Source organism: Vibrio rarus (assembly GCF_024347075.1).
GTDB lineage: Bacteria > Pseudomonadota > Gammaproteobacteria > Enterobacterales > Vibrionaceae > Vibrio > Vibrio rarus.
The window spans coordinates 304,071-316,138 of record NZ_AP024901.1 but is presented as its reverse complement, the minus strand read 5'-3'; the positions used below and the strand labels follow the sequence as shown (position 1 = coordinate 316,138).

Below are 12,068 nucleotides of genomic sequence, written 5' to 3'. Positions count from 1 at the left end.
GAGAATAATTCAAATATTAGCCTGTTTATCCACGGTTAACAGCAATCTATGATACCACTTCTCGATAGCAGGCAATGGCTAAAGAGAGGCTTTATATGGTGGTAGGGCAATGGTCACCTCTCGCTATATTTAATATTTTACGCGCATTATGTGCCCTTGTATAAGTGAGATTTACATGTCTGAAGTTATTAACCTTGGCGTTACCGATTTATCTTTTCACCGCGTGACAGCATCGTTGGTTTTTCATGTTTTAAGCGATATGGGCTTTACTGTTGAGCGTAAATATTCAGCACATCAAGATAACTTTGCTCGATTAAAGAGTGGTGAAATTGATTTGCTTGCATCGGCATGGCTACCGTCGAGCCATGGTATCTATAAAGCAGATGTGGAAACCGTCATTCCAGTATTGGAGTTGGGTCTTCATTATGAACCCTATGCATTATGGGGCGTGCCGGATTATGTGCCGCAGGAGATGGTTGCTCAAATTAGTGATTTAACGAAACCTGAAGTGGTGTCTCGTATGAATAAGCATATTCAAGGGATCAATCCAGGGGCGGGGATCACGCGTTTTTCCATCCAAATGATGAAGGATTATCAATTAACGCAAGCAGGTTATGAATTTTCTTCCGGTACTGAAGAGGCGTGTTTTGCAGCGTTTGAGCAGGCGGTATCAAAACAGCAATGGGTAATAGTACCCTTATGGAAGCCTCAATTTTTACATCACAAACACAATATTCGTGAATTGATTGAACCAAAAGGGGCATTAGGTATTGTGGATAGAGCGGTACTGATGGTGCGTCAAGACCGAGCACAAAGATTTACTGAAACGCAATTGGCTACATTGGACAGCTTACGCTTTTCTAACGAGATTATTGCTGAGTTAGATTATAAAGTGAGTCGAGAAGGTCAGGAGTTAGACCAAGTCACTCGCCAGTGGCTTGATACCTCTTTTCATCATAGCTAATGGCAATACTGATAGGTCGCCTACATTAAACAATGTTAGGCGACATTTATGCACAGAGCCTTTATGGGATTAAGCGGCCTCAATATTGGTGGTGATATAAGGTAGCCACGCTTGTTGATAGAGCTCTTTTGATTGGAAACGGAAGCGTTTTAATTGTGATTGTTCTAATGGCGTCAAATCACGCTTTTCTATTGCAGCTAAGCGTTCCATTTTCTGCACTTGTTCATAAATATGGTGCTCAGGCCCATTTTTTACGTGGGCAATGTCTTTTAAGTGCAGTTGAACTTCTGCAATCATATTTGTTTTAGGGAGTTTTACTAATACATTCAAATCACGATAGCCTGATGGCGTTGGTTTTTTGAAGCGGTTTTTAACTTTCACTACCGACCCTTCACGTTCTAAAATTTCATAAACATTCATTAAGCTCGAAATATCGTTAGCAACAATAGTGGCACGAGCCAAGTCGGTGATTCGTTCAGCTTGACCATTGAGCTCAAACATGACTTTCTGTTTTGCCCGTGGCAAAGATTTTACACCAGAAAAATACGCATCAGATGAGGTGAGTAACGCGGTGCTTTTGCACAAGGTTTCTAGTTCTAATTGCGCTTGATGTGCTTTGCTATACAGTACATCAAAATCGGAGTAGGGCTGACGGGGGGAGACATCCATATTAGGAATGCCGTATAGGCCACTCAAGCTATGTTTAAATTTAGCTGAGCACACTTCTCCTTGATTATTACCTAACTTAGAGTTGTCGTTGTTTGGCGCAGTAGGGACTGCAGCAAATGCTGGAATACGAGTTAGTACTAGCAGAGATAGTACAGCGGCACGCAAGAATAAGCTCATTGGCTCTCCTATTTTGTAGTGACTCAAAACGGTAAAGTTAGAAGGCAGAGTTAGGACAAAATATGTTCTATTTAAGATATTGGGCGCTAAACTCAAAACCCAATGGTTTGAGCGCTTTTTCATCAATTAATGTGAATGCCATCACAGCTTGTGTCGGGTGGGGCTAACAGGGATTGAGTGTGATCATTTGCAAAAGTCTTTTTTGAACTTAAAGACAATATGCATCACGTTGCTCTTTGGTTATGAGAATGACAGCGTATGCCTTCATAACATGATAAAAATCGGCGAATAAGGGTGTTAAAGAAAAAGGTGTGTTTATCAGTTAATTATTTTCACCGTACAGCATATTATAAAGATATTCTGATCCTAAATAGAGTTTTATAACGTGATCGCTGTGGTATTTCTTTGCAGGCAGTTGTAAATTCTTGCTGTTTTTGTCTTAAATACGACTTAGTTAAAAGTTTTGCATGCTCGGCAAGGTTATAAAAAAAGGGTGATAGCAAATTGTATTAAAATATGATCAGCGCCATGTCTCTCTATAAAACAAGGTGTTTATCATATGGTTATCGCACTTTTTTAATTTATTCAGGATAATAATCATGAGTTACAAAACAAAAGTAAGATATGTCACCGTAGCGGTCGCTGCCGCTTTGTCTCTATCGGTAATGTCTGCGGCAAACGCTGCTTCTGTTAATATTAGCAATTCAAGCTTTGAAAATGGTTTCTCTCATTGGAGCGACACGGATCCTTCCGCTGTTTCAGGTGATGCTCATAGTGGTAAAAAATCCGCTAAAATTACCGGTTCACATGGTAAATTCGAACAAACAGTTACAGTGCAGCGCAACCATAGTTATGAGTTGACGGCTTATGTTCGAGATTCAGGTGAAGTGGGTGTTGTTGTTAATGGACACCGTTATTCAGATACTAGTAGTAGCCACCATGAATATAAAAAAGTGACCGTACCGTTTAACTCTGGTTCAGCAAACAAAGTGACAGTATATGGTGCTTACCATAGTGATGAAGGCCGTTTTGATGATTTCAGTATCACAGAGGTAAGTGGTTCAGCACCAAGCCATCAAGCGACTCAACCAAAAGTCACTCAGACTGTTTCGCATCCTGAACATCATAATTCGCAATCACAAAAACAACAGCTATTGCTGATTAAATCGGCAATGGACGATGGTAGTAACGATGGGCACTCTCCTAAAAATACCATTGACGGAAATACATCTTCAAACTCTCGTTGGTCATCTGAGGGTGTAGGTAAGAGCATTACTTATGATCTTGGCCAACAAGAAAAAGTACAAAAAGTCGCTATTAAATGGTTTAAAGGTGACTCACGCAGCTCATACTTCCATATCGATACATCAAATAACAAACGCGATTGGACTCCTGTGCTAGAAGGAGGAATGTCCTCTGGTGATAGCTCAGGCTATGAAAATGTGGATGTGACTGATACTAACGCACGTTATGTACGTATCACTGGCGAAGGGAACTCTGATAGCTCTGAATGGAACTCAATTATTGAGACTAAGATCTACGGTGTACAAACTCATGCAACGTCACAACAACCGGTGGATAACTCAATTCCTGCTTCCTTGTTGACTAAAGCGCATACGATTCATGTAGATAATTCAATCCCTGCTTCATTGCTGACTAAAGCAAATACGATTCAGCATGCTAGCAACTCTCAATCATCACATCATGCGACTAGCGTAGCCCCTGGCAATGCTGAATATCCATCTGATGTAATGAGCAACTATAAGCAATGGAAAATTACTTTCCCTAATGGTAAAGAAGACAAACAGCTTTATCATGTAACCAATGAGTTTTTCCATGTGAATGACCAAGGTAACGGTATCGTATTTAAAGCGCCAATCCGTAGTAATAATGGTACAACGCCACATACTCACAATATCCGTTCAGAATTAAGAGAACGTACTGTTGATGGTAGCTCTGATATTTTCTGGACAACCAAAGGCACACACGCTGTTTATTCTAAACAAGCAATTACTCACTTACCTATCGTTAAAAATGAATTAGTAGCAACACAAATTCATGGTGATAAATCAAGCGGTATTGATGATGCGATGGTAATGCGCCTTGAAGGTCAGCACCTATTCTTATCATTTAACGGTGGTAAATTGCATCACGATGTAACCATTGAAAATAACTACAAACTTGGTACAGAACAAGAAGTTATCTTTAAAGTGGTAAATGGTAAACACTATGTTTACTACAGTGAAGACGGCAATTTGCAACAAGCTTATGAAAATGGCAATGCAGATCAATACCTAGTTAAAGATGGTGCAAATGACTATGTAATGGATCGTAGCTATAAAGATGCTTACTTCAAAATTGGTAACTACACTCAGTCTAATGCAAAAGCTGAAGGTGATTACACGGATAACCCACAAGATTATGGTGAAGTTGTTGTGTATGACTTCTGGGTTAGCCACGATTAATATAAATCTTTAAACCTATAGATTTAAGGATAAGTTTAAAGGCTAACAATATTGTTAGCCTTTCTTGTTTTAATATATTGAAATTAATATAACTGTTAAAAACAACGGTTCAGTCTAGTGGGTTTAATAAATATACTGAAATTGTAGAATCAAGATATTAATAATTGAATCCATTGCTGAAATAAATAAAGGTACGTTATTAATAGACGATGGAATTAATACTCAATTAGAGTTGAGGTGCTCAATGAAAAGATGTTTTATCAATAACAAGTGTTGTTCGTTTATATTAAATTTTTTTATCTGTATGTCGATTGTTTTTACTCACAACGCTCTGGCTAAAGGCAAAAACTATGCCGACCAAAGTAAAGCGCTAGGATTTATTATAGGGCAACAATACACTTTAAATAGAATAAAAACAGAATACCCACAATTGACATCTCAGGTATCAATAGCAGAGATAGAGTTCCATCGCTCTTTTGGGTTAGCGGAAAGAAACCTGAAGAATGAACTGAAAGCCAAACTTGCTGATTATCCCTCCTATATCAATCGTGTAAGAAGCGAAGCTTACCCCATTCTAAAGTTACAAAAGCTTAGCTATGAAATTGCCAATCAATTTATCCATGAAGTTAGGGTAAGATCTCAAGGTAAAATAGAGAGTTCAATACTTAACACCTTGTTAGCCTACCAATATAAAGACAATCCTGAAATTGAATTTATAAGGGGGTTTAAAGACATTTATCGAACAAAAGGGCATGCAAAGTCAAAAGGATTAGACGTTCAAATCGAATATCCGAAAAGCTGGTCGATACAAGAAGGGAAAAGGCCTAATATAATTAAATACTTTAATAACAATAATGGGAATGGTCTTGTTTCTGCAGTGATAATGACGCGTGATTTTTTAAAAGGTATGCAAGGTGCCTTAACAAAGCATGAAGTTAAAAAGATTAAAACAAAGAAAGGCAGTAGAGAGTTAGCATCGGAGATATTTTCAAAAAATACAGTTTCAGAAATGACCCAAGGCATGAATAATGTAAGAGATTTAAAATCAAAAAGAATTGTAATGGATGGTTGGCCCGCCGCTATGATTGAATTTATAGGAGAGAATAAACGGTTAGATGTTACTATGACTGTGTATACTAGAATGTATATGACCATATATAAAAACTATATGATAATGTTACAGTTTAATGTTGGTAAGTCACCAAATGAAAATAGTAAACAATTCAAGGAAGAGATTAATAAATACTCTCCGTTGTTTGTTAATATGGCAAATAGTCTTGTGATTCAAAGTCAATACTAGAAAGTAAGTAATATTTCCAGCGTCCCTTATATCGTACCCAATGCATATTAATGGTATTGATATGCCCTTATGTGAATAGTGATATAGCAAATGTTTTCCAATTCAAGATAAATAGGGAATTGTGACATGGCAACAAGATGGAAAAAATGGATATTGATATAGTAATGATAATAAATTTACACCTTATAGCCATGATTGAGTCAATTATTAATGTATAAGAAGTTGATTTTATACGGGATAAGTTTCACTTGATTTCAAATTAACAGGAATTTTCCTGACGAATTTATTTAATATGAAGCGATACGACTATGAGTCGTTTCTAGTATAAAATATTTTCAGTGCGTCTATTAAAGTAATGTATTGGAAATTAAATGTTATTCAATGTCAGTGTTTGTTAGATAAGATACTTGGCGTTAAAAAATGCACCATTAATGATGAGTATTTATGTACCTCTTTTTTGGATGCAATTATCTGTTTATAAAGGTATGCCTGTGTTCAATAAGAAATTTTTAACTGTAGCCGTGTCTGCAATTTTGTTAGCAGGTTGTGGTGGAGAAGGCGGTTCTTCATCCGCTTCCGCGACAACTGCAACGTCTACTGCTACCTCATCTACCGTTACCCCCTCTACTATGAGTAAAAAAAGCCAACCATTCAATGTGACGGTTATTGATGGTTACCTTAGTAACGCCGAAGTATGGTTAGATGTTAATGGTAACTTTATTCATGACAATGGTGAGCCTATCTCAATGTCAGGTCGTTCAGGTTTGGCTGTGCTGGATGTAACAAACATTGATAACCCTTCTTCTTTTCCTATTGTTGCACAAGCGAATAAGCAATCAACCAAGGATGAATCAACAGATAATTTAGTCACCGTTGATTATGTGTTAGTCGCCCCTCCCGGCGAGAACATTGTTACCCCGTTATCTACCTTAGCCTATTTGAAACTATTGCAATCAAATGCAAAAGATAACGCATTAAATGCTAACAGCGATGACTTTAAAGAAGCGAAACAGAATGTGGCCGCATCTGTTGGCATTCAATCTGATGATGTTATGGGGGATTACATTAAAAGAGGTGATGGGGATGCGCTATATGCTGCCTCGAATATTGTCGCCTCTGGAGTGTTACCAAAAACGCCTGCTGAGGCTGCAACCTTATCTCAAAGCTCTAAAAGCCGCCACTTCACTGATAACCTGATACAGGTGACAGCAGAGATAAAAGCGGCCATTGACTATGCTAATTCACATGAAAACAATCAAGATATCGCTTCTATGGCGCCGGTTTATAAAGCCGCCGGTGATAATCAACAATGCGATTCAGGTTTCACTCATGTTGATGGTACGACGGTGTGTGAAGTCGATTCAGACAAAGATGGTGTTGCCAATGCCATCGACGCTTTCCCATTAGATGGCACTGAATGGCTAGATACGGACTCCGATCATATTGGCGATAATGCGGATAAGGATGATGATAATGATGGATTGCCAGATAGCGTCGAAAAACAAAACGGCACTAACCCATTATTGAGTGATACCGATGGGGATGGCGTCTCAGACATGCACGATGCGTTCCCATTAGATAACAGTAAAACTGCTACCGTTTCCCAAGTGGCACAGACTCAATCTCAATCTCAGCCGAAACCTCAACCGCAAGGTCAGCAGTTATTAGTGATTAAGGCGGCTGAGGACGACGGCAGTAATGACGGACACTCACCTAAAAACACGATTGATGGTGATACAACGGCCAATTCTCGCTGGTCATCTGAGGGGGTAGGTAAGAGCATTACTTATGATCTTGGTGCGCAAGAGCAAGTACAGACGGTTGCAATTAAATGGTTTAAAGGTGGCTCACGCAGTTCTTATTTCCATATAGATACATCCATTGATAAGCAACACTGGACTAAGGTATTAACGGGCGCGGCCTCATCAGGTGACAGTTCAGGTTACGAAAATTTTGATGTTACTGACACTAACGCCCGATATGTGCGTATTACGGGCGAAGGTAATTCAGATAGCTCTACTTGGAATTCAATCATTGAAACTAAGATCTACGGTGTAGCAGCCAATGGGCAGTCAGTGCCACAGCAACCTCAAGTGGATAACTCCATTACCGCTTCATTACTGACAAAAGCCAACACCATTAAACCAGTCAGTGAACATCCGCAAACCTCTCAGGCGACACAGAATGTCGCAACAGGTAATGCGCAGTATCCTTCTGATCTAATGGGTAACTACAAGCAATGGAAAATCACCTATCCAACAGGTAAAGAGCAGCATAATCTGTATCATGTTAGCAATGAATATTTTCATGTTAATGATGAAGGTAATGGCATTGTATTTAGAGTGCCTATACGCAGTACCAATGGTACAACCAAACATACCCACAATATCCGCTCTGAACTAAGGGAGTTGACGGCCAGTGGCGGTGATAATATTTATTGGACCACGAAAGGCACGCATATCGTCTATTCACGCCAAAAAATCACTCACTTACCGATTGTGAAAAGTCATTTGGTAGCGACGCAAATTCATGGTGATAAATCCAGTGGTATTGATGATGCTATGGTACTTCGCCTAGAAAATCAGCACCTATTCCTATCATTCAATGGGGGTAAATTGCGACACGACTTAACTATTGAAAATAACTACAAACTGGGTACAGAACAAGAAGTTCTCTTTAAAGTGGTGAATGGTAAGCACTATGTTTATTACAGCGAAGACGGTAAATTGAAACAAGCTTACGAAAATGGCAATGCAGAGCAATACCTCATTAAAGATGGTGGTAATGACTATGTGATGGATCGTAACTACGATAAGGCCTATTTTAAAATTGGTAACTACACACAATCCAATCCTGGAGCGGAAGGGGATTATACGGATGATCCACAAGACTACGGTGAGGTGATTGTGTATGACTTTATGGTCAGTCATGAATCATAAATCACCTGTAAGTAAGATTATTATCTAAAAAATTAAAGGCTAACCTTGTTGTTAGCCTTTTTTGTGGGTATCAATCCTGCCGTTACACTTACGTCCTCAATGGTGTGCAGGGGCGACTGTGATGACCGCAATGGAGGTGACGAATTGTGCGTCACTTTTGTTTCTTATCGTGGTATCAAAAAGCTCGAATAATAGTGCCAAACCAATGCCTAAACCCAAACCGCCCACGATTCCCATGATGAGGTAAATAACGGTTGGCCAGTTAGAGGGGGAGCTTGGTGTAAAGGGTAAGTCGATGATTTTTACCCGCTTATTTTCTTCAAATACCCCCAAGGCTCCCGTTAACTGAGCCATCTCATAACGTTGCACAAGCTCTTCATACAGTTGTCGTTTCATTTCTACATCACGTTGTATACGATAAATTTCTTTGACATTGTCACCATAGCCTTGGGTTTTTTGTTCCAATTTGGCAATCATGCTAGTGAGTCGCTTCGTCTCTTCACTGAGGGCTTCAAAACGGCTTCGCACTTGTTGCAAGTTTTGCAGTTGGCTCATTAACAGTGGTTGAATTGCGGTGATATCACGCATGTTTTGACTGCTGGCCATATTACGCAGTTGGTCGGTATTGAGGCGTGGCTGGTTTGAGCTTAGCAACACTTCTCTCTCTTGTTCTAAGCGGGTTAACTCTCTTTTCTTGGCCTGGACTAAGCTGTGATTTTCTGTGTACCTGGCTTGCAGTAACGTTAACGCGCTACGAATTTCGATGATTTTGTCTTCTATGCGACCCACTACCGGGTTGGTACTTGAAAGCTGTTGATCCAGTGAGTCTAAGCTGCGTTCCACCCCAAATAACTCCGCTTCTTTTTCCGCTAAACTCTGTTTTAGTACGGCGATGCGAGCGTAGCTTTGTGATTGTATTTCAGGGGTGAGGGACGAATGAATATTGGTATAATCCGCCAGTTTTTGTTCCGCTTGCTGCAGATCTTTAAAGCGCTTTTCTATATGTTGGTTTAAAAAGGTACTTGAATCGCGAATAGAAGATCGTTCTGGGGCCAGCAGTTGCTCTATAAAGTGGTGACTCACCGATTGTAATAGGGCTTTCATTCCCACGGGAGAGTGAGCGGAATACTCTATTTTGAGAAGATCTTTACCTTGTTGGATGACATTAAGGTTAGCGGCTATATTACCCATCACTTGATCTTTTTCATAATCAGAGCTGTTTTGGTCAATTAAGCCCAGTTCCGTGGCGACCAGTGACAAAACATGGCGACTTTTGAGCAAGGTTTGCACCGCATTTAAGCGATCATTGAGCATTGTTGAGACGGCGAGATCTTGTAAAAATGGATTCATTTTCGCCGTTTCTTGGATCAGCATGCTGGTATGTGCCTTGTATTGAGCCGGAGCCAGTTTTGCTACGGCAACCGCCACAAACGGCAAAATCAGCGTTGGAAGTAAAATGATATAACGGCGACGCCAAGTGCTGATGATAATTTGTGCGATTCGTTTCTTTAGTTCGATCATAACAACTCCAAAATCCAATCAACAAATTGTGCTCTGTGTTGCCAACTTTGCTGTTTCACGCTGTGACTGACGCTCGGGGTTAAATCTTGATGTGTATGTAACGCTTGGCAAAGTTCTGACGCTGAGCGGATGATATTTATTTGATCATTAAAGGGTTTTAATGCGGGGAATGAGGTACTGATAATTGGGCGACCACAGGCAATGTATTCCATTAATTTTAAAGGACTGCATGCTTTTATTTGTTCATTTAACACAAAAGGCAGTAGGCTCACTTGCCAATGTTGACAGTAGCTAGGCAGTTCATGGTGTGCGCGTGGGCCGAGTAAATGGATGTTGTCTCGCTTTGCAAAGGGGTTATATCCCAGTTCATTTTGACCAATAAACACAAAGTTCCAATGCGGCATCGCAGCAGCTGTGGCATTGATCAAGTCATAATCTAACCAATTAGATAAACTGCCATAAAAGCCGGCGATGGGTTTTGCTGAGGGTAAATCCACGGCACGGGGTGCAGGTTGGCTAAAGCGTTCGTAATCCACACCATGCTGTAACAACTGTGTTTTATAGGCAGGAAAACGGCGCTGCATAGCATGACTGGCGGTCAATATGAGATCGGTTTTTTCGGTGAGTGTCTGCTCATGGTTTAAAATAGTTTGATGATCCACTCCCGCCAGTGCACCAAAATCATCCCCGCAATAATACACCACAGCAGAATCACTAATTTGTCCACACAGATCAGCGGCAGTGGGCAGTGAAGTCCATAAAATCGGCTTATTAAATTGCAGTGTGTTTAATATGGGGGTCAGTTGAGAGGCCATCCACTTTTTAGCCAATGACCGCTCCCAGTGATATCGAGGGGCAGGTAATGTTTTAATATTAATCACATTTATATTATCTGGAATAAGGGACGTCGATGGCTTTGACGGGGTGTTATTGACATGACTCGCGCGCAGTTTGCTGCAAGCTCGCTTGAAATCGTGCAATGAAAATCGCGGTTTACGTAAGCCGATAGAGTTTACCCAAACAATGCGACGCTGTGGATTAAGACGGCTAATAATGTGTTGAGTGCTCGATGGATGGCCACCAAAGTCTTCACCAAATACAATGAGATCACGCATGAGCCTCTCCTTGTGTGACCGTGCATTTTTGTGAGTGCTCAAGGTGAGAAGGGGCAATGCTTTTTATCACCTTAGCCGGAACGCCTGCGGCAATCACATAAGGGGGAATGTCATGAGTCACGACACTGCCTGAGGCGATTATGGCTCCTTCTCCTATGGTGACTCCCGCTTTTACGATGCAATTTGTCCCAAGCCAGCACTCTTTTTTTAAAATAATGTCACCAATTTGCTGGAGATCGTCCGGCTCACCATTGGCACGTCGTTGTGCATCTAGCGGATGTCCGGAATAGCCAAATAGATTTGCTTTACCTGCAATGCGCACGTTATCTTCAATCACCACTTGAGTGCCTACCGCAATAGTGGTTTGCCAGCCAATACCCACATTTGTGCCAATGGTCAAGGTGGGGGTATCTGTGTGGGCGCTGGCACTCAAGGTTGTATGTCCTGAGATGCGACAACGATCACCTAGAGTAATCGTGAGAGGGCCACTAACAAAAGGAACGCCCCCATAAAGGTAAAGTCCCTTGCCACAGCGTAGACAGCGTCCTTTAAATGCTGGGGTGTGCAGAAAGACTCTAAGTAGAAATTGCACGCTATTTCTGCAGGCCACATACAACAAGTAGGCAATACGATGAATGAGGTGAGGTAAGGGAAGATCGCAGGTAATAACCGTTTTGGCCAGTGCAAATATTTTGCGTCCTATGGGATTTTGGGTGGTTTTTAATTGCTGTTTGAGCTGATTTACCGTTAATACTTTCATGAGCATTCCTTACTGTGTGGTAGCACGTTTGCTTTTTGCAAAAGGTGTTAAAAAATAACGACGTGCGTACATTTGCATTTGTTCCTTGTATACAGTGAGTAATACACAGAGCGTGCCAATAAAATTATTTTTTAAAATCAGATGGTTAATTTAATGTG

General features: G+C 40.5%; 8 protein-coding genes. 4 read left to right on the top strand and 4 right to left on the bottom strand.

The window, feature by feature from the left end; genetic code table 11:
• Positions 1-175: 175 nt before the first annotated feature.
• Positions 176-964, top strand: coding sequence for a glycine betaine ABC transporter substrate-binding protein (locus OCU56_RS14505; RefSeq protein ID WP_261875435.1), 789 nt, complete (start codon positions 176-178; stop codon positions 962-964).
• 69 nt (positions 965-1,033) lie between these two features.
• Here the strand turns inward: OCU56_RS14505 and OCU56_RS14500 are convergent, their stop codons facing one another.
• Entirely contained in the window at positions 1,034-1,810 is a 777-nt protein-coding gene (locus OCU56_RS14500; protein WP_261875434.1) for a RelA/SpoT domain-containing protein, read from the bottom strand.
• 599 nt (positions 1,811-2,409) lie between these two features.
• Here OCU56_RS14500 and OCU56_RS17475 point away from each other — a divergent pair.
• The 3 genes from OCU56_RS17475 (at position 2,410) to OCU56_RS14480 (ending at position 8,514) form a co-directional block, all read left to right on the top strand.
• Complete coding sequence (locus tag OCU56_RS17475; RefSeq protein ID WP_315973190.1) at positions 2,410-4,275, top strand: polysaccharide lyase family 7 protein; 1,866 nt, start codon at positions 2,410-2,412, stop codon at positions 4,273-4,275.
• A gap of 244 nt (positions 4,276-4,519) precedes the next feature.
• Positions 4,520-5,575, top strand: a complete 1,056-nt coding sequence (locus OCU56_RS14485) for a hypothetical protein (RefSeq protein ID WP_261875433.1) — start codon at positions 4,520-4,522, stop codon at positions 5,573-5,575.
• A gap of 431 nt (positions 5,576-6,006) precedes the next feature.
• Complete coding sequence (locus tag OCU56_RS14480; protein WP_261875432.1) at positions 6,007-8,514, top strand: polysaccharide lyase family 7 protein; 2,508 nt, start codon at positions 6,007-6,009, stop codon at positions 8,512-8,514.
• 96 nt (positions 8,515-8,610) lie between these two features.
• On the opposite strand, the gene OCU56_RS14475 is transcribed toward OCU56_RS14480, so the two are convergent.
• The 3 genes from OCU56_RS14475 to OCU56_RS14465 are packed head-to-tail and all read right to left on the bottom strand — an operon-like array spanning position 8,611 to position 11,910.
• Positions 8,611-10,035 carry a GumC family protein gene (locus OCU56_RS14475; RefSeq protein WP_261875431.1) on the bottom strand — a complete coding sequence of 475 codons (1,425 nt, stop codon included), beginning with the start codon at positions 10,033-10,035 and terminating at the stop codon, positions 8,611-8,613.
• Positions 10,032-11,150 (bottom strand): glycosyltransferase, encoded by a 1,119-nt coding sequence (locus OCU56_RS14470; protein WP_261875430.1) that lies wholly within the window; start codon positions 11,148-11,150, stop codon positions 10,032-10,034. Before OCU56_RS14470 ends, OCU56_RS14475 begins: the two co-directional genes overlap by 4 nt.
• Positions 11,143-11,910: an acyltransferase gene (locus tag OCU56_RS14465; protein WP_261875429.1), complete on the bottom strand. Its 768-nt coding sequence runs from the start codon at positions 11,908-11,910 to the stop codon at positions 11,143-11,145. Before OCU56_RS14465 ends, OCU56_RS14470 begins: the two co-directional genes overlap by 8 nt.
• Positions 11,911-12,068 lie beyond the last annotated feature (158 nt).

What these genes read in the sequence shown, in the direction of transcription:
- OCU56_RS14465 (WP_261875429.1), bottom strand. Translation starts at nt 11,910, where the DNA reads ATGAAAGTATTAACGGTAAATCAGCTCAAACAGCAATTAAAAACCACC.
- OCU56_RS14470 (WP_261875430.1), bottom strand. Translation starts at nt 11,150, where the DNA reads ATGCGTGATCTCATTGTATTTGGTGAAGACTTTGGTGGCCATCCATCG.
- OCU56_RS14505 (WP_261875435.1), top strand. Translation starts at nt 176, where the DNA reads ATGTCTGAAGTTATTAACCTTGGCGTTACCGATTTATCTTTTCACCGC.
- OCU56_RS14480 (WP_261875432.1), top strand. Translation starts at nt 6,007, where the DNA reads ATGATGAGTATTTATGTACCTCTTTTTTGGATGCAATTATCTGTTTAT.
- OCU56_RS14485 (WP_261875433.1), top strand. Translation starts at nt 4,520, where the DNA reads ATGAAAAGATGTTTTATCAATAACAAGTGTTGTTCGTTTATATTAAAT.
- OCU56_RS14475 (WP_261875431.1), bottom strand. Translation starts at nt 10,035, where the DNA reads ATGATCGAACTAAAGAAACGAATCGCACAAATTATCATCAGCACTTGG.
- OCU56_RS17475 (WP_315973190.1), top strand. Translation starts at nt 2,410, where the DNA reads ATGAGTTACAAAACAAAAGTAAGATATGTCACCGTAGCGGTCGCTGCC.
- OCU56_RS14500 (WP_261875434.1), bottom strand. Translation starts at nt 1,810, where the DNA reads ATGAGCTTATTCTTGCGTGCCGCTGTACTATCTCTGCTAGTACTAACT.